The sequence below is a fragment of the Arsenicibacter rosenii genome, assembly GCF_001870735.1.
Taxonomy (GTDB): domain Bacteria; phylum Bacteroidota; class Bacteroidia; order Cytophagales; family Spirosomataceae; genus Arsenicibacter; species Arsenicibacter rosenii.
Genome location: NZ_MORL01000002.1, coordinates 23,118 through 44,182 on the forward strand (window position 1 = coordinate 23,118; position 21,065 = coordinate 44,182).

General features: G+C 51.7%; 13 protein-coding genes. 6 read left to right on the forward strand and 7 right to left on the reverse strand.

Features of this window, described 5'->3' with window-relative positions; translation table 11 throughout:
* Positions 1-19 precede the first annotated feature (19 nt).
* From BLX24_RS04040 to BLX24_RS04050, 3 genes are all read right to left on the reverse strand, one after another.
* Positions 20-1,735 (reverse strand): S41 family peptidase, encoded by a 1,716-nt coding sequence (locus BLX24_RS04040; RefSeq protein ID WP_071501827.1) that lies wholly within the window; start codon positions 1,733-1,735, stop codon positions 20-22.
* Between the two features lie 287 nt (positions 1,736-2,022).
* Positions 2,023-3,477, reverse strand: a complete 1,455-nt coding sequence (locus tag BLX24_RS04045) for a S41 family peptidase (RefSeq protein WP_071501828.1) — start codon at positions 3,475-3,477, stop codon at positions 2,023-2,025.
* Between the two features lie 155 nt (positions 3,478-3,632).
* Entirely contained in the window at positions 3,633-5,621 is a 1,989-nt protein-coding gene (locus BLX24_RS04050; protein ID WP_071502291.1) for an acetoacetate--CoA ligase, read from the reverse strand.
* 338 nt (positions 5,622-5,959) lie between these two features.
* Between BLX24_RS04050 and BLX24_RS04060 the strand changes: the two genes are divergently transcribed.
* From BLX24_RS04060 to BLX24_RS04070, 3 genes are all read left to right on the forward strand, one after another.
* Positions 5,960-8,188, forward strand: coding sequence for a pseudouridine synthase (locus tag BLX24_RS04060; RefSeq protein WP_083421792.1), 2,229 nt, complete (start codon positions 5,960-5,962; stop codon positions 8,186-8,188).
* Positions 8,189-8,343: 155 nt separating this feature from the next.
* Positions 8,344-10,278 carry a 1-deoxy-D-xylulose-5-phosphate synthase gene (gene dxs, locus BLX24_RS04065; RefSeq protein WP_071501830.1) on the forward strand — a complete coding sequence of 645 codons (1,935 nt, stop codon included), beginning with the start codon at positions 8,344-8,346 and terminating at the stop codon, positions 10,276-10,278.
* A gap of 91 nt (positions 10,279-10,369) precedes the next feature.
* Positions 10,370-11,638: an aspartate kinase gene (locus BLX24_RS04070; RefSeq protein ID WP_071501831.1), complete on the forward strand. Its 1,269-nt coding sequence runs from the start codon at positions 10,370-10,372 to the stop codon at positions 11,636-11,638.
* 134 nt (positions 11,639-11,772) lie between these two features.
* Here BLX24_RS04070 and BLX24_RS04075 read toward each other — a convergent pair whose 3' ends face one another.
* The 4 genes from BLX24_RS04075 to BLX24_RS04090 all read right to left on the reverse strand — a co-directional run bounded on the left by BLX24_RS04075 (position 11,773) and on the right by BLX24_RS04090 (position 18,069).
* On the reverse strand, positions 11,773-12,381 hold the full coding sequence (locus BLX24_RS04075) for a cytochrome c oxidase subunit 3 (protein WP_071501832.1): 609 nt from the start codon (positions 12,379-12,381) through the stop codon (positions 11,773-11,775).
* Between the two features lie 17 nt (positions 12,382-12,398).
* A complete protein-coding gene (locus tag BLX24_RS04080) occupies positions 12,399-13,208 on the reverse strand; it encodes a 4-(cytidine 5'-diphospho)-2-C-methyl-D-erythritol kinase (protein ID WP_071501833.1) in 810 nt (269 codons plus the stop codon).
* A gap of 75 nt (positions 13,209-13,283) precedes the next feature.
* On the reverse strand, positions 13,284-15,851 hold the full coding sequence (locus BLX24_RS04085; RefSeq protein WP_071501834.1) for an OmpA family protein: 2,568 nt from the start codon (positions 15,849-15,851) through the stop codon (positions 13,284-13,286).
* A gap of 148 nt (positions 15,852-15,999) precedes the next feature.
* A complete protein-coding gene (locus BLX24_RS04090; RefSeq protein WP_177225773.1) occupies positions 16,000-18,069 on the reverse strand; it encodes a T9SS type B sorting domain-containing protein in 2,070 nt (689 codons plus the stop codon).
* 422 nt (positions 18,070-18,491) lie between these two features.
* Here BLX24_RS04090 and BLX24_RS04095 point away from each other — a divergent pair, with 422 nt between their 5' ends.
* The 3 genes from BLX24_RS04095 (at position 18,492) to BLX24_RS32040 (ending at position 21,017) form a co-directional block, all read left to right on the forward strand.
* The gene (locus tag BLX24_RS04095; protein WP_071501835.1) at positions 18,492-19,631 is read left to right on the forward strand and encodes a TlpA disulfide reductase family protein; all 1,140 of its coding nucleotides are present in this window, start codon (positions 18,492-18,494) and stop codon (positions 19,629-19,631) included.
* A 166-nt stretch (positions 19,632-19,797) separates the two neighbouring features.
* A complete protein-coding gene (locus BLX24_RS04100) occupies positions 19,798-20,397 on the forward strand; it encodes an RNA polymerase sigma factor (RefSeq protein WP_071501836.1) in 600 nt (199 codons plus the stop codon).
* Positions 20,394-21,017 (forward strand): energy transducer TonB family protein, encoded by a 624-nt coding sequence (locus tag BLX24_RS32040; protein ID WP_071501837.1) that lies wholly within the window; start codon positions 20,394-20,396, stop codon positions 21,015-21,017. The genes BLX24_RS04100 and BLX24_RS32040 overlap by 4 nt, the downstream gene beginning before the upstream one ends.
* Positions 21,018-21,065 lie beyond the last annotated feature (48 nt).

Sequence of the window (21,065 nt, forward strand, 5' to 3'; positions counted from 1 at the left end):
TTTGTTTCCATTAATTTTATTACTTCCGTTCGCCTTTCGGAACGTAGGAGTAAGTGCCGTGTTCGAGCTGACGGGCGCGGTCAAAAAGACTCAGGGCCTTTTTGTAGGTGTCGTCTACCTCACCGGCAATTTTAAAATATTCGTTATTCTGGCCGTTGCGGTTGTTGCGCTGGTAAATGTAGCGGGCTACATACGCTTTCAGCTGGGTGCGGATGTATTCTTTCGAGCGGGCAAATTCAGCCGGATTTTGTTTAATTCCTTCCGACGATGCCAGGCTGACCAGTTTGTTTAGCTGATCATCCCCGAAGTTAACGGTCCGGTTAAACTCAGCAAACGGCATTTTTTCAAATTTCTTCCGGTTATCGTTGGCGTATTCCAGCGCGTATTCCCGCAGCAGGTTTTTACCGTACAACTGGGCGATATAGCTTGTCTGCCAGCTGGTGTCGCGTGGCACAAAGTAATCCGGGGTGATACCGCCTCCGCCATAAACCAGACGGCCGGCATCGGTTTTAAAGCGCAGCTTAGGGTCGTTCTTGATCGAATCGGCGATAAAATATTCACCGCGTTTGGAGCGGGCTTCCAGATCTTTCTCATAATCCCCTTCGTGGCCCGGCACATACGGTTTCTGAATACTCCGGCCACTTGGCGTGTAATAGCGTGAAATAGTCAGCCGCAGCTCAGAACCATCGAACAACTGCACCGGCATCTGTACGAGCCCTTTGCCAAACGAGCGACGGCCAACGATCAGCGCGCGGTCATGATCCTGAAGCGCACCCGCCACAATTTCAGACGCCGAGGCACTGCCTTCATCGATCAGAACGATCAGCGGGCCATCTTCAAACTGACCGGCGATGCGGGCAAATGTCTGACGATCATAGCGGCTGTCTTTGCCGTTAGTATAAACGAGCAGCTTGTTGCCGCCGATAAACTCGTCGGCCAGACTCGTAGCGCGGTCCATGTAGCCGCCCGGGTTATTCCGCAGGTCAAGCATCAGTTGCTGCAAACCCTGCTGTTTCAGCGAGGTCAGGGCCGTTTTAAACTCGTCGTAGGTTGTTTCAGAAAAGCGGTTTACCTTGATGTATCCCGTTTTATCATCCACCATATAAGCTGCATCAACCGAGTACGTCGGAATACGGTCGCGCACAACCGTTACCACTTTAGGTTCTTTTTCGCCACGGCTCAGAATAGTGAGCCGTACTTCGGTTCCCCGCCGGCCCCGCAGCGCCTGGAAAATAGAACCATTGTCAACTTTATTGCCCGTCAGGGCTTTATCGTCTACTTTCAGAATCTTGTCGCCGCTCTGAATACCAGCCGTTTCTGAAGGACCACCGGCCAGTGGGGTTACCACATAAACGGTGTCTTTGTAGAGATTAAACTCAATCCCGATACCATCGAAACCGCCTTCCAGCTGTGTACGGGCCGCGACGGCCTCGTCTGGGTTCATGTAGCTGGTATGCGGATCGAGTTTCTCCAGCATTTTACCGATTGAATAGTCAACCAGCTCGTCGGTATTTACCGTGTCAACGTAGTTGTTTTCAATGAGTTGTAGAATTTCTTTGTATTTGGTGTAGCCGCGCCCAATGTTGTTGAGGTTCTTTGACCCTCCGAAAAAAGTAGCTCCGATAAGAATACCGCCTGCCATCGTAACGCCCAATATCATGGGTAGCCGTACGGCGGCCTTGTTGTTTTGTATTGGCTTATCGCGCTTAATACCGAACTCCTCTTTCTCTGCCATAGCCCATTAGTAGTTAAAGTTGTATTCCTGGTTGTGCTTGACGGGTTTATGGCGACAAGACAAAACGATCTCTGCACCATACATACGCCGATAACGTAATACCAAAGGCATAATGTTTGCCAAAAAAACGATTTTTGAAAAAAAAGTATGTATGTGGAAGAAAGTTTACACAAAAATGCCCGAAACCATGACACATACAGATTTAACGGCCTTAGGGTGAAGCGAAAAGTAAAAAAAGTGGGGAAGCCACTGTGTAGCTTCCCCAACAACTCTGTTGATTTATTGCCTTATTGACGTGATTTTACCGGCAGGCTTTTCAGGTGTACGAAGAAATTACTGCCCCCTGCCTTACGCTGTACCGATGAGCCGATGACGGTCAGCGGGTTGTTATCGCGGATGCCAAACCGGCCGCTACCGGTACCACTGATTTGCTGAAGGGCCGTGCTGAGCAAGTCTTCGTTAATATCCCCGAGTGGTTTAAGAACAATCGGCTCCTCAATCTCAACCGTTGGCGCAAAGCCACCCGTATAATCCGACTGCCCCAGGCTGTTGTACGCTTTGACAATAATAGGTTGCAGTCCCCACTTGATTTTGCCGGTATCATCCGAAATAGTCGTTGACCCTACGTTTTTACCATACGTTGCCGTACCGATTGTTATAACGGACATGTAAGGCTTTAGCCCGTTGATAATCAACTCGCTGGCCGATGCTGTCCAGTCAGTTGTCAGGACAAAGACGCGGTTCAGGCTGGCACCGATGCTTTGGGCCTTATTCGCAAAGTTATTCACAAAGACACTGCTGCCATACTGGCTTTTCAGGTATTGGGTTACCTGTGAATTATACTCTTCATGGAAGAACTCCTTCGTATTATCAACGTTCTTGCCGATCAGACTCGCCAGGTTGATGGCCGACCGTTCATCGCCGCCGCCATTATAGCGCAGGTCAAGAATCAGTTCGGTAACGCCCTGCGCCTTAAAGCTGGCAAAGACAGCATCCACTTCGTTATCGTACTGCGTACCCGAGCTGCCGTATGGTGCCTGTGTGAATAGGTTATACATCAGATACCCGACCTTCCTGCCATTAACAGTATAGACTGAATCCAGAAAGACAGGGTCTTCCTGGAAAGTCTCAGCCGTGACACTGCGGGTGTCATCCGTATCTGCGAGGGTGCCGTTGCTTACCTTCGCCAGCCCGAACGTAAACGAAGTCTGCTGGAAAAGCAGCGAGTAATAATTTGTTTTGTTGAGCGCAGTGCCATTAACCTTACTGATGATATCGCCCCGGACAATCCCGGCTTTGGCCGCCGGTGAGTTAGGTAAGACATACAGCACCTGTGCAATGACCGCGTCTGAACCAGCCGATCGCAGATAAAGCGTAAACTCCATACCCGTTGTTTTGGTCTGCCCGCTCAGTTCGGCCTCAAGCGATTGACTGTCATCTTCAATCCACGAAAAACGGTCGCCGTCGGGGCGTAGCGTGGCATCGTATTTATACAGAATCGAGTCGAAGAAATCGGCCGGAGCCAGGGTGGTGTCCGGACTGGCGGGGATTTTATCATTCCAGTAATACAGATCACGCATATTATCCAGAATCCAGTTATTCACCAGCCCATTCTGAACCAATGTCGGATCGGGTTCCGGCGTAACGGCGTCATCTGCTTTTTTGCAGCCGGTAACCACCCACGTACTGACAGCCAGCAGACCCAGTACCCATACATGACGCAGTGAAACGTTTGTGTGCATAAATTGTAACAGTTAGTAAGCCAATAGAGCTAGTCAATTAAAGAAACACACTGCTACGCAGTTGGATCGTATATAAACCATTACGCGATTGGCTTACCGGACTGTTGCAGGCAGCAAGGGAATTAATTCACTTTTAATTAAAACAGGTTACAGCCTTAGACCTTGTCCTGAAACGGCACAAAGTAGTCCAGCGCATCGGGGTTACGCATGGTATCTTTTGCGGCAACCAGAGACGGATCAAGGCCCGAAAGGATCTTTTTTACCGGCATTTCCATTTTTTTGCCGCTGATGGTATACGGAATTTCGCGGACGGCAAAAACCGCGTCGGGCACATGGCGGGGGCTGCACTGGATACGCAGCGTTTTTTTGATCTGGTCGACCAGTGTGCTATCAAGATCCTGGTTTGCTTTCAGAACGACAAACAAAGGCATGGCGTACCCGCCGTTCTCCTTCTCGATCCCGATCACGAGGCTATCGGCAATTTCGGGTAATTGCTCCACCGCGCTATAAATCTCGGCCGTACCGATCCGGACGCCATCGCGGTTGAGGGTGGCATCTGAGCGGCCATAGATAATAACACCGTTGTGGCCGGTGATTTTGATAAAATCGCCGTGGCGCCATACATGCGGGCCAAAATTGCCGAAATAGCTGTCGGTATAGCGTCGGTTGTCGGTATCGTTCCAGAAAAAGACCGGCATGGAGGGCATGGGGGCCAGAATCACCATTTCGCCGAGCGACTCCCGAACCGGATTGCCGGTTTCATCAAACGCCTCAAGTTTGCAGCCCAGTAACCGTCGCTGAATTTCGCCGGGGTAGACCGGAAGCAACGGACAACCGCCTACAAAACCGCTGCAGATATCGGTGCCGCCGCTGAAGGAAATAAGCCAGACATCTTTTTTCACGGATTGGTAAATCCACTCAAAGCCCTCATTCGGTAACGGCGAACCTGTCGACCCGATAGAGCGGAGCGCGTTCAGGGAGTGGGTTTTGGCCGGTTCAAGCCCCGCCCGCATGGCGGCGAGGTAATAGGCCGCACCGCCTCCGAAATGATTTATTTTGAGCTGATCGGCCAGGTCCCACAATACGTTCATGTCGGGATATGCCGCTGAACCGTCGTAAAGAACCAGTGTAGCGCCCACCAGCAGCGACGCCACGGAGAAGTTCCACATCATCCAGCCCGTTGTCGAGTACCAGAAGTAGCGCTCACCCGGCTTTACGTCCTGATGCAGGGCCAGCGTTTTCAGGTGTTCAATCAGACAGCCACCTACGCTGTGGGTGATGGCTTTCGGTTTCCCCGTTGTTCCTGACGAATAGAGGACCCAAAGCGGGTGTGAAAACGGTACGGGCGTAAATTCGAGGCCGGTATGCGGTGTATTGAGTACTTCATCCCAGTTAATGCTCCATTCGAGTCGGCTGTCGGGATTGAGGTAGGGTAGCCAGACAACCTTTTCAAGAGTAGGCAGGTGCTGGCGCAGCTCACGGAAGGCACTGATCTTTTCGATAGGCTTCCCGTTGTAGGTATACCCGTCGACGGCAAAAAGTACTTTAGGCTCAATTTGCTGAAAGCGGTCAAGAATGCTGCTTGTACCGAAGTCGGGCGAACAACTCGACCAGATGGCCCCGACGGCGTTAGTCGCCAGAAAGGCCACAACGGCTTCCGGAATGTTGGGTAGTACAGAGACCACGCGGTCGCCCGGCCCGACATTGACCGACCGGAGATACGCTGCTACCGCCGCTACCTCTTCTTCCAGTTGTGTCCACGAAATGGCCGTTGGTCTCAGATCCGACGCCACCGACCGCTCCGAATGAAAAAGGATGGCAGGATGCTGCTTGTTTTTAAACCGGAACGCGTGCTCGGCGTAATTGACCGTTGCGCCGGTAAACCATTCCGTACCGATCATACCGTCGGGGTTGCGGTCCAGTACGTCGCGGTAAGCAGAGTGTGATTGTATGTCAAAAAACTGATAAATACTCTCCCAGAAATCCTCCAGATCCGTAACCGACCAGTCCCACAGGTCGTCATAGTCCCGGATGTATAATCCCTTTTTGACAAAAAGCCAGTCCATGTACCGCTTCAGTGTCGAACTCTCGATAAATCGGCGGTCAGGTTTCCATAGATACGAAGATGCTTGTTTCTGTGTCATCTGCCGGTAGTTGTTAGCCCGAAAAGATGAGTCATGCATGGGGTAATAAGTAAGCTAACAACTTACCACTAACGATTGACACCCCTTCGGGATTGTTTTTCGGGAAAATTACGTTGTTGAGAGAAGTGCGTTTTGCGGGCCAAAATACGCAAATCAGCCTGAAAAGTAAGGGACTGACGGAGAGTAGCCAATGTCTTTTTTTGATGGATGACGGGCTTTATTCCGGCATTAATCAGAAAAGCTGTAACTTTGCATCCCTTTTACAAGCTATAAATAAAAATAAGCTGATTATCAGCAGCTATGCATGTCGACAACAGTAACAATTACTGTACAATTCCATGAAACGAGATAACGACTTCGAAGGAAACGACCGCCGCGAGGGTGGCCGTGGGAAATTTGGCCGTCGCGAGGACGACCGCTTTGGAAATGACCGCCGTGGCGAAGGACGCCAGACTGGTGGCCAACGCCGCGAATTTGGCAATACAGATCGCCCGCGCGGAGCCGGAGACGGTGAGCGCCGGTTCGGACAAAACAGACCATTCAACAACGATAACGATAAACCACGTTTTAACCGCGACAACGACCGGCCACGTTTCAACCGGCCGGATGATGAGCGGGGAGAACGGCCACGCAATGCCGGCTTCGACCGCGAAAAACGCGGATTTGGCAGCCGTCCGGACGATGACCGCAAGCCGTTTAACCGTGAGGGTAGTGACTTCAAGCCACGTTTCAACCGCGACGGTGATGACCGCAAACCACGCTTCGACCGTGAGGGTGGTGACCGCAAGCCGTTCAACCGCGACGGCGATGACCGTAAACCGTTCAGCCGTGACCGTGAGGGTAGTGACTTCAAGCCACGTTTCAACCGCGACGGCGATGACCGCAAACCACGCTTCGACCGTGAGGGTGGTGACCGCAAGCCGTTCAACCGCGACGGCGATGACCGTAAACCGTTCAGCCGTGACCGTGAGGGTAGTGACTTCAAGCCACGTTTCAACCGCGACGGCGATGACCGCAAACCACGCTTCGACCGTGAGGGTGGTGACCGCAAGCCGTTCAACCGCGACGGCGATGACCGTAAACCGTTCAGCCGTGACCGTGAGGGTAGTGACTTCAAGCCACGTTTCAACCGCGACGGCGATGACCGCAAACCACGCTTCGACCGTGAGGGTGGTGACCGCAAGCCGTTCAACCGCGACGGCGATGACCGTAAACCGTTCAGCCGTGACCGTGAGGGTAGTGACTTCAAGCCACGTTTCAACCGCGACGGTGATGACCGCAAACCACGCTTCGACCGTGAGGGTGGTGACCGCAAGCCGTTCAACCGCGACGGCGATGACCGTAAACCGTTCAGCCGTGACCGTGAGGGTAGTGACTTCAAGCCACGTTTCAACCGTGACGGCGACGATCGCAAACCACGCTTCGACCGTGAGGGCGGCGACCGTAAACCGTTCAACCGTGACGGCGACGATCGTAAACCACGCTTCGACCGTGACGGCGATGACCGCAAACCGTTCAATCGCGATGGTGGCGACCGCAAACCATTTAACCGTGACCGTGATGGCGACCGCAAACCGTTCAGCCGCGATGGTGGCGACCGCAAACCGTTCAGCCGCGACCGTGATGGCGACCGCAAACCGCGCTTCGACCGTGACGAAAAGAAAGGACGCAGAATTGGCCGGCAGGAAGAGGCCGAAAACGGCCGTTTTTCTAAGGAGCAAACACTGGATAGCCGCGAGCGCCGTGTAGGTAAGTTTGAAAAAGCACCGAACTATAACCTCGATGCCTTGCGTGAAAAAATGCCGGCGGGCAAAAAAAAGGCAGCAGCCCGCGAGGAAAGCAGCCACAAGTCAGTCGATGACGGAACCGTACGGCTCAACCGGTATATTGCCATCGCCGGTATCTGCTCGCGCCGTGAAGCCGATGCCCTGATTGCCAGTGGCGATATTACGGTAAATGGCAAAGTCATTACCGAAATGGGGTATAAAGTAAAACCAAACGATAAGGTAAAGTTTGGGACAAAGGTGCTGAATCCGGAAAAGATGGTCTATGTGCTGCTGAATAAGCCGAAAGACTATATCACTACTACGGATGATCCGGAAGAGCGTCGGACAGTGATGGAACTGGTGGCTGATGCAGGCCCGTACCGCATGTATCCTGTTGGTCGCCTCGACCGTAACACAACCGGTCTTTTGCTGTTGACAAACGACGGTGAACTGGCCGAAAAATTAACGCATCCGTCAAACAATATCCGGAAAATTTATCAGGCTGAACTCGATAAACCATTGACCGAAGAGCATTTTGAGGCGATCCGGAACGGGGTGGAACTGGAAGACGGTTTGATTAAGCCGGATGATTTAGGCATTGTAACACCGGATGCCCAGGTGATTGGTATTGAAATCCATAGTGGCCGTAACCGGATTGTGCGTCGTATCTTCGAACACTTTGGTTATGAGGTAACTAAGCTGGATCGTACAACATATGCCAGCCTGACCAAGAAGGAATTGCCACGTGGAAAATGGCGGTTCCTCGAGCCTAAAGAGGTGGTTAAGCTGAAGTTTTTTTAAGGAGCCGCGTGCCCCTCTGATACAAAGAGGGGCACGCGTATTGAAAAATCCATTACATTCGCTCCGAACTCCTCAAAACTGTCATTTCGAGGAGACACAAAACAAAAGGTAGGTTAAGTTAGTTGTTGCATGACAGGCACTTCTCGTCGTCGCGTATGTTAATCACTCCCGGTAAACTTTTAGCCACCATCAATACGCCCGAAGATCTTCGGCGGCTTGACAAAACAAAACTGCCGCAAGTCTGTGACGAGCTTCGTCAGTTTATCATTGACAACGTATCCGTATATGGTGGTCACTTCGGTGCCAGCCTCGGTGTTGTCGAGCTTACAGTCGCATTACACTACATCTTCAACACACCCGATGACCAGCTGATCTGGGACGTAGGCCATCAGGCATACGGCCATAAGATTCTGACCGGTCGCCGGGATAAGTTTCATACCAACCGGTTTTATGGCGGGCTATCTGGTTTTCCGAAACGCCGGGAAAGTCCGTATGATGCCTTTGGTGTAGGCCACTCTTCTACCTCTATTTCGGCTGCTTTGGGGATGGCTGTCGCGTCGCAGCTGCAAAACCAGATGCACCGCCACCATATCGCTGTCATCGGCGATGGGGCGATGACGGCGGGCGAAGCGTTTGAAGGCATGAACCACGCAGGAGCCACAAACAGCAACCTGCTGATCGTGCTGAACGATAACTGCATGAGTATCGACCCGAACGTGGGGGCGCTCAAAGAATACCTGACGGATATTACTACTTCACACACCTATAACCGGGTGAAGGATGAGGTATGGAATCTGCTCGGTAAAATGAGCACGTTCGGTAAGAGTGCGCAGGAGATTGTGTCGAAGGTAGAGGCGGGGATGAAAGCTACGCTCCTGAAAAGCAGCAACCTCTTTGAATCGCTGAATCTGCGGTATTTCGGCCCGATTGATGGCCATGATATCGACCACATGACCAGCGTACTGGAAGACCTGAAAAATATTCCCGGCCCGAAATTGTTGCATTGCGTAACGGTAAAAGGAAAAGGATACGGCCCGGCCGAGAAAGATCAGACCAAATGGCACGCGCCTGGGCTGTTCGACAAGGTGACGGGTGAAATCAAGAAAAAAGTATACGAAACGCCGCAGCCACCGAAGTATCAGGATGTTTTCGGACATACACTGGTTGAACTGGCGCAGGCGAATGAGCGTATTGTGGGCGTAACACCGGCTATGCCGTCGGGTTCGTCGATGAATCTCATGATGAAGGCTATTCCGGAGCGGGCGTTCGACGTAGGGATTGCCGAACAACATGCTGTGACGTTTTCGGCCGGTATGGCAACGCGGGGCGAAGTGGTGTTCTGTAACATCTACTCCACCTTTATGCAGCGTGCCTACGATCAGGTAATCCACGACGTTTGTATTCAGGAATTACCGGTTGTTTTCTGTCTTGACCGTGCCGGTTTTGCCGGTGCCGACGGACCGACTCACCACGGTGCCTACGATATTGCCTTCATGCGCTGTATTCCGAATATGATTGTGGCGTCGCCGATGAACGAAAAAGAGCTCCGGAATATGATGTTCACGGCAGCATCTGACACCATTCAGTCTGGCAAACAGGCCTTTACAATCCGTTATCCGCGCGGCGAAGGCGTTATGCCGAACTGGCGGACTCCGTTCGAAGAAATTCCGGTCGGGAAAGGACGCATGGTACAGGATGGTGAAGGCGTTGCTATACTGACGTTCGGCCCCATCGGCAACTATGCCGTGAAAGCTTCGGCCATGCTTGAAAAAGAAGGGCTGCGTCCGGCACACTTCGATATGCGGTTTGCCAAACCACTGGATGAAGTATTGCTGCACACCATTTTCCAGCGTTTTGACCGTGTGTTAACGGTAGAAGATGGCTGTCTGCAGGGAGGTTTCGGAAGTGCTGTTCTGGAGTTCATGGTTGATCATGGCTATGCGGCCCGCGTGAAGCGGCTCGGTATTCCGGACGCAATTGTCGAACACGGCGAACAAATCGAACTGCACCGGGAGTGTGGATTCGATCCGGAAGGTATTGCCGAAGCGGTTCGTGAATTAATGTTTGCGGGTTCATCCGTCAGGATTTAATATTTGCGTATTTTAGGACAGGGTTAATGGTTACTGCTTTCGGGTAGTTACTGTTAATCCTGTTTTGCGTTTCTCTACTAACCCAAACATTATGAAGATCTTTAAATTTGGAGGAGCATCTGTCAAAGATGCGGCAGGCGTACGCAATCTTGCCCAAATTCTACAGGCTTATCAGGGCCAGCCGCTGGTTGTTGTGGTGTCGGCCATGGGGAAAACAACGAATGCGCTGGAAGATGTGGCCGCGGCCTATTATCAGGGTAATCCGGCGGAAGCAATGACCCGATGGCAGACGGTCAGGGCTTACCACAAAGGCATCATGCGCGATCTGGCGGGTGATGACATTACGCAAACCTTCCAGATTGTACTGGAATCATTTGACAAGATTAAAACCTACCTCCTGCGCCCGGTTGAAGGCTCTTTCGATCAGGTGTATGATCTGATTGTTTCGTTAGGCGAACTCATTTCCACGCAAATCATTGCGGCCTACCTCCGCAAGCTGAAAATGCCCGTTAAATGGACCGATGCCCGGTTGCTGATCCGCACCGACGGTACGTTTCGGGAAGGCAAAGTCGACTGGGAAGAAACCGAGTGGCTGATTCAGGATTACAGTAAGAGCATTCCGCCACAGACCATTACCATCACGCAGGGCTTTATGGGGCGTTCGGCAGACGGCAACACCACAACCCTGGGCCGTGAAGGCTCCGATTACTCAGCGGCCATTTTTGCCTACTGCCTCAACGCCGATGACGTAACCATCTGGAAAGACGTTCCCGGTGTACTGAATGCCGACCCGAAATGGTTCGACGATACACAGCTGATTCCGGAGCTTACCTACCAGGATGCCATCGAACTGGCCTACTATGGCGCGACTGTCATTCACCCCAAGACGATAAAACCGCTTCAGAATAAGAAGATTAAACTGTACGTACGGTCGTTTCTGGAGCCTGCTGCGCCAGGGACCGTGGTTGGGGAGTTTAACAACCATCTGCCGGTTCCGTCGTTTATTTTCAAGATCAACCAGACCCTGATTTCGCTGCATCCCAAAGATTTTTCGTTTATCGCCGAAGATAACCTGAGCCGGATTTTCAGCCGGTTTGCGGAAGCGGGTGTAAAAATCAACCTGATGCAGCACACTGCTATCAGCTTTTCGGTGGCCGTAGATAACCATCCGGAAAAAATACCGGCTCTGATCGATCAGCTGCGCGAAGATTTTCGGGTGAGCTATAACGGTGGCCTTGAGCTGATTACGATCCGTTACTACAATCAGGAAACCATTGATCGTGTCTGCGTCAATAAAAAAGTATTGCTGGAGCAGAAAAGCCGCTATACGGTGCAACTGATCGTTAAAGACTTGGGATAACTGTTTTGTTGCTGATGGTTCTGTTGGGGTAGTTATTGGGTTGCTGGTTGTTCGGTGGTGGCTATATCTCACTAACCTGCGAAAACAATCAGCAACTCACTAATACAGTAACAGGTACCAACTCCGTGAAAAAATTAAAATGTAAACCGCCAGTCAATGCCGTGGTGGATGAGCAGAAAAGCAAACACAACGAGCCAAAGGATATCTACGAAGTGCCAGTATAACGTCATTAGCTTGATTTTGAGCTGATTGGGCGGATTGACGCTGTACACGAAAGCATCGATATATTGTCGCCGGCGAATGGCTTCGGCAAAGGCTATGGTCAGGAAAATAAGTCCGATCAGGATATGCAGCAGGTGCAGGCCCGAGAGGATATATACAAATCCGCCTGCCGGATTAGCCTGTAAACCGATCCCTGCCAGTACCATCTGCCGCCATCCCCAGGCTTGTAAAACCATGAATAGAATCCCTAGCAGCAGGGTCATGCCCATGTAGGTACGGTACATGGGAAAACGCTCATTACGGAATGCCTGATTGGCGGTATGTAAGGTCAGACTGCTTAGTAAAATAACAACTGTACTAAGGAGAAAGACATTCGGCAACGCTACCTGTTTCCAGCCCGGGCCACCGCTCCGGAGGAGATAGGTAGCCAGAAGTACCAGAAAGAGGAGCACACTGCCGGCAATGCCCAGCCAGACCATAAAGCGGAACGGCTCCCGCCGTTTCGTGAAGATATTGCTCATCCTAAAGCCTTTTGCGCTTAGAGTAACTTACCCTGCCATACAGTATAATGGCTGAATCGACTGTTGAGTTCCGGTTCACTGGCAAAGATTCCATAGATTGTTGATCCTGAACCGCTCATACTGGCATAAACGGCTCCCAGATCATACAGGGAGTTCTTTACCTGTTGCAATACCGGATAACGCGGAAAAAGACTTCTCTCAAAGTCGTTGATAACTGTATGACGCCATTCCTGTATAGGTTGCGTCAGCAAGATATCAAGCGGAATAGCCGGTTTTTCCGGTACAACACCGGCATACGCCTCTGCTGTCGAAATGGCCAGATCCGGATAAATCAGTACGATATGGTAACCAGCTAAATTAACGGCAATTTCCTTAAAAACATCCCCCTTTTCGACACAGTATAAAGGCCTGTTCTGTATAAAAAACGCACAGTCGCTGCCGATGGGCCGGGCATAGTCTTCCAGTTGCGAAACGGACAGGCCTAACCCGAAACGTTCATTCAGCATTTTCAGCACGAAAGCGGCATCGGCAGAGCCACCGCCCAGGCCCGCCCCAATCGGGACAAGTTTGTGCAGATGCAGGTGAACGGGTGGCAGCTTAAAATCAGCGCTGAGGGCGTTATAGGCACGTACGCAGAGATTCTTTTCGGGAGGGCCATCGATTGGAATACCGCTTGCCGAAAACGAAAAGGTATCGGCGGGTATCAGTTCCAGGACATCTCCCCAGCCAACCGGGTAAAAACACGAAAGAAGGTTGTGAAATCCGTCAGGACGTTTTTCGGTAATCTGTAGACCGATATTAATCTTGCTCGTCGGGAAAACGACCATAAAGGGTGATTCGGCTGTTTAGCGGTTGTTGATTGAGATAACAAACAAACAGACAAACCGCTAAACAGACAAGGATTATTTTATGGCTAATACTTTAAATTCGGTCCGGCGGTTGCGCTGGTGTTCGGCCTCGGTACAAATAATACCATCGGTACAGTTATTCAGCAGCAGCGACTCACCATACCCGTTTGCGACAATCCGTTTGCGGCTGATTCCTTTCGAAACAATGTAGGTAGCCACTGATTGGGCACGCCGTGACGACAGGGTTTTGTTGTAGGCGGCATCGCCCCGGCTGTCGGTATGCGACCGGATTTCGATCACCATCGACGGATAACGCCGCAGTGTGGCAACCAGCTTGTCCAGCTCCCGTTGAGATTCCTGACGCAAACTCACTTTATCGAGGTCAAAATGTATTTCGTCAATCGGAACAATCTCGCCAAGGCCAAGCATGCGCAGGTCGGCCGAGACTTCTTTAGGCTTCGACTTTTTCGGCAGCTTTTTGATCTTGCTCGTGTTGGTGCCGTATTGCTCTTTGGTGGCGATCAGCGTATAGTCACACCCTTCGACCAGGTTGAACACATAACTACCGTCAGGGCCGGTGGTTGTGCTCAGAATCTGGCCATTACAGTCATTCCGCAGCTTTACCAGAACCCCTTCAATTGGTTTCTTGTCTTTCTGACTCCGGATGACCCCCCGTACCCGCGACGCATTCAGATTGATCTGATTAGCGGAGGCCGAGGTCGGGTCGTCAAGTGTATCAATGAGCATGGTTGGCTTGGCCAGTGCCATTTCAAGCCGGCTTGGCTGATCATCGGTCAGGAAGCGGGTTGTAAAACCAATGGTGCTGCTGATATAAGCATCTTTTGAGGCTGTAAACATGAAGTCATTATCGGCTTCCAGGCATAATTTCAGCAACCCGTTGCGGTCGGTAAAGACCTGCTGATCGGGCCGTCCTTCGCCGCGGGCTTTGATGTCGACCTGCACACTGTCGAGCGGTTGGTCGGTGTCGGTGTCATAAATCCGGAGGGTCAGATTCCGGCAGTTGTACATTGAACTTTCGCGGACGAAGCGGTAAATATCGTCGTTGCCATCGCGGCGGTTGCTGCTAAAGTAACCCGACTGGCGGTCGCCTTTGGCAATCAGCCCGAAATCATCCTGTGCGGAGTTGATCGGGGCATCCAGATGGTCAACGCTCCGGACGGTAGTGCCCGCCATACTGGCATAGAAAATATCAAGCCCGCCCAGTCCTTTCAGGCCGTCAGACGCAAAGTAGAGGTTACCCATCTCGTCGACAGACGGGAAGAGTTCATTGCCTTTTGTATTAACTGTAGCGCCCAGATTAACGGGTTTCGACCAGTTACCGTTTTCCCAGCGGGATACGTAAATATCGCTGCCGCCAAACCCTCCCGGCATATCAGAAGCGAAAAAGAGCAGGCGGTCGGGGTTGCCGTTCGGGTCACGGCCCAGGCTCGGGTGCCCGACCGAATACTCATCGCTGTTAAACGGCAGTTCCTCAATATTCATCCACTCGCCATTCTGCTGAACAGCCGTGTATAATTTCAGTTTGTTAACGCCTTCTGTGCTTTTCCGGGCACGGCCGCCGTTGAAGTTATTCCGGGTAAAAATCACCCGCGAGCCATCCTGATAGAATGTTGCAGGGCCTTCGTGGTAACGGGTATTGAGCGACTGGCTGAAGCGCTGCGCCGGATTTTTGGGTCGTGCGTCATATCCGAGGCCTTCGCTGATGTTGATACCGCCATCGTAGCTCATGACCGTGCGGGAGTCGTTGGCGGTCGGGCGGGTATAGTCATCTACCCCGTTGCGTTTGGTGCTTTTGACACGGTCGTTCTGGCCTTTGGTTGTCGATCCGTCGGCATTGATGACTTCTGCGACTTTGAGTTGGTTCCGGTTCGGTACGTAAAACAAATCGAGGTAACCCGAACCACCGCCGCTGCCGGTGGTCTCAATGGTTGAACCGCCTTTACTACCTGCTACATATACCAACCCGTCCCGGTAGAAAGCAGGGCTGAACTCTTCGTTGCGGGTATTCAGTGCCAGATACTCAAGCCGGTATTTAACCGACTCATTCCGTTTTCCCTGATCGCCGACCATGATAGGCTGCTCAGACGCCCGCTGTGTGATAACGGCTTCTTTAAGTTTCAGATAACGGTCATATTGCTCCTGGCCTTCCGCTAATTTGCCGTTTCCGGATAGGGCCTGGGCAAACGACAGTACCCATTTAGGGTCCGGATTCGGATTCGCATCCAATAAGATACGGTAGGTCCGTTCTGCTTTATTGAGGTCACCGGCCTGTTTATAGGCAAACGCCAGCCCGCTGAGGGCGTTATTCCGCTGAGCGGATGTCAACCGGCGATCGGTATCTTCCAGTAATTGTGTATAGATTTCGATGGCACGGCCGTAAGATTTCCAGCTGGCCAACCGGTCTGCCTGACGAAGAAGGGAATCCGGTGTAACACGTGGTCCCTTAACGGCTTTAGCAACGGGTTTATCCCCGATTGACGTAGATGCGGTCCGGCCCGGGTTTTTACGCGACAGCACCTCCCGATCTGCCGGTGCCCAGGACACCAAACCAATCAGGCAGAATACTCCCATTACGAAACCGATTACTCCGAGCTTATTCATGCGTATTGCACAAAATTAATAGTTGTTTTGTACGACGAACGAAATATTTCTATAAAAATTATAGACTATTCGGCGCTTACCATTTTGTATCATAGATAGCCTTAGGGGCTAAGTCACTCACGTAAAATGCATTACCTCTGTGGTGTTTTTATCGGCTTATGGTCATAAACCGCGTAAACTCCCTGCCATTGCTGAGCCGGACAATGTAAAAATAGGTACCTTCCGGAACGCCGGCTCCGGCCGCGCCAATGCCTTGATTTGGCCGGCCATCCCAGTCATTTCTGTAATCCTGACTGCGGTAGACCACATGACCCCAGCGGTTGAGTACTTCCAGATCAACCCGGATACCGGTTGGCACCTGCTGAATCACGAAGCGGTCGTTTACTCCGTCTCCGTTTGGTGAAAACCCTTCCGGAATAAAAACGGTGCTGCCTTCCGTAGCGGCAGCATGCAACGCGATAACAGTTGGGTCTGCATTATCTCCCGGATTGCCGTTCTGGTCAGGGTCCGGATTGGTGCCATTGGTTGACTTGTCCCGGCAAATCATGCCAGAAACATCGGTAGCTGTTGCCCAGGCGCTGTTTTCAAATGTCAGTGTGTTTGCCTGACCGACATCGATGCGGGCGGTCAGATAAATACTGTTGCTGGCACCGGCTGCCAGTGACTGACCGGCCGCCAGTAAGGTTGTATCAGCCTGCTGACCGGTATAGGTAGCAGCGGCTGTCCAGCCGGCATCGGTCCGTACCGTTACACGCTGGATGGCAGCACCAGACGCGGTGAAAGCACGGGTGAGATTGTCAGAAACCTGTACGTTCGTCAACTGGTTTTTGCCGGCATTGGTCACGGTCAGCTGATAGGAGACCTCAACCACACTATTACTGACCCAGGTCGGGTCAAAGGCTTTTTTGCTGAGTCCGATCAACTCGGTTGACGGGGCGTTTCGGGCCGGGATGGTGGCTGTCAGTTTGGTCGTGGCAGCTGTGCAGGGGCCATTGCCGTCGGGATCGGGTGTCGATAGTGTGAACTCAACAGCACCGCGTTGCTGGTCGGCATCTGAAAACAGATAACGGGTGGTGAGAGAGGTCGGATCAACGATCAGGCCACTGCCCGTTGTTTGCCAGGTCAGCGATTGGGCTACGCCCCGCAGCTGTGCTTTTACCCGGATAGCGCGTGTCTGAAAATCCAGGCTGTCGACCCATGCCACGATACGGGCCGGATTACTGATACAAACCGGAATGGCATTCTGGCAGGCCGAGATAACGGCCGTTACGGCAACCGGTTCGCTATAGCAACCGCTATTGTCCTGAAAAATAATGTAATACGTTCCGCTTTCGACCGCAGTCGGCGACTGAACAGCGGGGGCACTTGCCGACGGGCCGGTACGGAAAAGCCAGCTGCCTTTCAGCGTGGCTGCCGGTGATTCCTGAATAAGCCGGGATAAATCGGCAGTCTGATAAGGGCAGCCGTTCTTCGCCAGCGTTAGTACCGCAGGCTTAAAGGCCGTATTCTGAACCTGAATGGTTTGTTGGTCGCTGCTGTCACTCTGGCAGGTACCGATGCGGCAAACGGCGCGGTACCTGCTGGTCTGTGCCGGACTGATTTGTCTGCTTATACCGGCATAGCCATCTGACCAGATTACTGTGCCTGAGCAGCCAACCGCCGTTAACTGCACCGACTGACCACCGCATATGACCGGCTTATCTGCCTGAATCAGCGGCTTGACCGGTGTCTCAATTTGAACAATAGCCGGAAGAGAAGGCGCACTGACACAACCGGACTCCCTGCAAGTAGCCTGGTAGCTGCTTGTGAAGGCAGATCGTATACTGAGTGTGTTGCCGGTATGGCCGTTTGACCAGGCTACTGTTCCTGTGCAGCCCGTAGCCGACAAAATGACGTTATCATCAGGGCAGGCAAGTGCTATCCCGGGTGTAAGAACCGGCGCCTTCGGGGTGTTTACAGTGATCGTATATACTTCGGCAAAACAGCTGATGCAGCCTTTCTGCAAGCGGCAGATCGCCGTATATTTTGTCGTTCGCTGCGGGCGGACGGTGATGTTTGTTAAGGTGTCGTTTGTGCTCCAGACCACCGTTCCGGGGCAACCCAGCGCCGTAAGCTTTACCGAATCACCACGGCAAATAGCTGTGGCCGACCCGTTGATAACCGGCGGCGTTGGCGGAGCCGGACAAGGAGCGGTCTGTGCTGATGCATGGGTTATCATGAAGCCGGAAACGATTCCGGGTATCAGGATCCAATGGCTGAGTATATGTAAGTGTTTCGGTAAAAACTGTATCATGCAGCCCGGCAAAAAAAAGTGAGCGAAATAAATCGATGCCCGTGCCTGAACGGTACATTTATTTATGTCGAAATTCATGCCAACTCATTAAAAAAGCATTATTGAGTAATTCCGGCGGGTATTAAGTTGCCGGAAAAGATCGAATGGTGTTACTAAGTTCACATATATGTAAATAAGAAGGGGTTGTTTTTAGACTTTGTGTGCGTTATCATAAATCATGCCATATTGCACGTACCAGATTTTAAGGGATACGTATCCCGGCGCTTTCGTTGGTTTTACCGGCAGAAGTTGTCTACATAAAAATAGTTTTCGTAAATTGTTACTTTAGAACCAACAAACCTCCTTTCATGAAGAAGTATCTGCTAACCGCCTTTATTGCCATGCCATTCCTCGTTTCGGCTCAGGATAAGGGATATACGATCAAAGGAAAGATTGGCGCACTGGCGTCGCCGGCAAAAGTGTATTTACGATATGCGGCTGCCGGAGTGGCCAAAACTGACTCCGCACTGGTGCAGAACGGTGTCTTTGCCTTTAAAGGGAATGTCGACAATCCGACCCGGGCCAGTCTGCTGGTAGATGCCAAAGGCAAAGGCATGCGTCAGATCAGCCCGTATAACGTAATCGGCATTTATCTGGAGCCTGGTACAATCTCGGTTGTCAGCCCCGACTCGGCGGCAAACGCAGTGGTAACGGGTACCCAAATGAACCTCGATAACGAGAAACTGAAGGCTGCCCTTAAGCCATCGAACGAAAAGATGGATAAACTGATGGCTGAATACCGCAGTGCTACGCCTGAGCAGCGTAAATCAAAAGAGTTTGAAGCCGACATTGATAAGCGTTACGAAGCCATCCAGGCGGAACAAAAGGCGGTTAACGGCCAGTTTATCAAAAATTCGCCTAAAAGCATGGTTAGTCTCGATGCGCTCCGGTCATACGGTGGTATGGTGCCGGAGTACGGCGATGTAGCTCCTTTATACAATGGTCTGTCTGACGAAGTAAAGAGCAGCACGGCCGGTAAGGAGTTTGCTACATCGCTGGCCGCGATCAAAGCCACAGCCATCGGTGAGGTGGCACCGGAGTTTTCACAGGCCGATACATCGGGGAAAGCGGTGGCCCTCCGTGATTTTCGCGGCAAATACGTGCTGGTTGATTTCTGGGCGAGCTGGTGCGGACCTTGCCGTGCCGAAAACCCGAATGTGGTGAAAAATTTCCATCAGTTTAAAGGACAGAATTTTACCGTATTAGGCGTTTCACTTGATCGCCCGGACGCTAAAGAGGCCTGGATGAAAGCGATTCATAAAGACGAGCTGGCATGGACGCATGTATCGGACCTGAAATACTGGAATAACGAAGTGGCGAAACAGTATAACGTCCGCGCAATTCCGCAAAACTTCCTGATTGGCCCTGACGGCAAAATCGTGGCGAAAAATATTCGTGGCGAAGAATTAGGCAAAAAGCTGGCTGAAATCCTGCCGGCGAAACCTTAACCGGATAGCTGGATATTAGATTACTGGATAATGAATAGTGGCTGGTGGCACCCAGAGAACCATTATTCATTATCCAGTTTTCATTTTACACGAAGGCGTGTGGAATAGCCGGCCGTTTTGCATCTACTTAACAGAAGGCCTCGTTCACGAATCCACGATTGCGACTATGTTTTTTAAACGGTTCCGGAAACCCCGTCTGACTACCGACGCAGAGTTCATCGCTGCTTACAAGGCAACCGGCGATCTTGAATTGCTGGGTGAGCTGTATGAGCGTTATATGGATATGGTTTATGCCGTTTGCTTTAAGTATCTGCGCGATGAGGAGGAGAGTAAAGACGCCGTTATGCACCTGTTTGAACAGTTGACAACCGATTTGAAACGACATGAGGTACAGAACTTTAAGAGCTGGCTACACACCGTAGCCCGGAATCATTGCCTGATGTATCTCCGCAGCCGGGAAGCGTCGCTGCTGAAAGTCAAAGTGCCGGACGACGAACGGGATGACGATGCCCTGGTTGAGCAGCAACTGATGGTGGCCGACGATGAATACGCGCTGGAGCTGGAGCAAAATCTGACACAAATGACCGGTTGTCTTTCAACACTGCCGCGCGATCAGCAAACATGCCTTGAATTGTTTTATCTTCAGCAAAAATCGTATGCTGAAGTCGCCGACCTGACGGGTTTGTCGCTCAAGCAGGTAAAAAGCTCTTTGCAGAATGGCCGGCGTAATTTGAAAATTTGTCTGGAAAAGACGGCTGGAAAATGAGTAATCAACTTACTATACATGATTTACGCGCCTATCAGGCTGGCTTGCTGAGCAAAGCTGAACAGCACCGGATAGAGCGTGCGTTGCTCGAAGATCCGTTTTATGCCGATGTGCTCGACGGGCTCGACGCGTTGCAGCAGGCCGGTATGTCACTGACCGAACAAACGGCAGAACTGAAGGAAGTGCTGCACGAACGTGTGCATGCGTCGGCTACAAAACAACGGCTGATGCCGCTTTGGGTCGCCTCGGCGGTCGCCTCGATTATGCTGATGCTGGCCGTGGCCATCTACATGATTTATTTCTATCAGCCCCCTTTCAAAGCCGTTGACCCGACTAAGCCGATGGTATTTGAGGTAGAGCTGACGCCCGTACACGAGCAGAAACTGCCCGAAGTGTATCAACAGGAGTTTGCCGCGTTTGTTAAAGCCAGCCGCCGGCCGGAGGTAGCCGGAGCGGGGCAGGTAATTGTGACGCTTGACGTAACGGACCGTGGGGAAATCAGCTCGGTAACGATTCGGAAATCGCTGGATGCCGCCCATGATCAGGAAGCCGAACGGCTGGTCCGTGCTTTCCGGAAATGGCCGTCTGGTAAACAGGAAGTACAGATTGACTTTCCGTGAGGCAGAAATAAACATCAGGGTTACGATACCCGTAATCAGGTAAGAAAA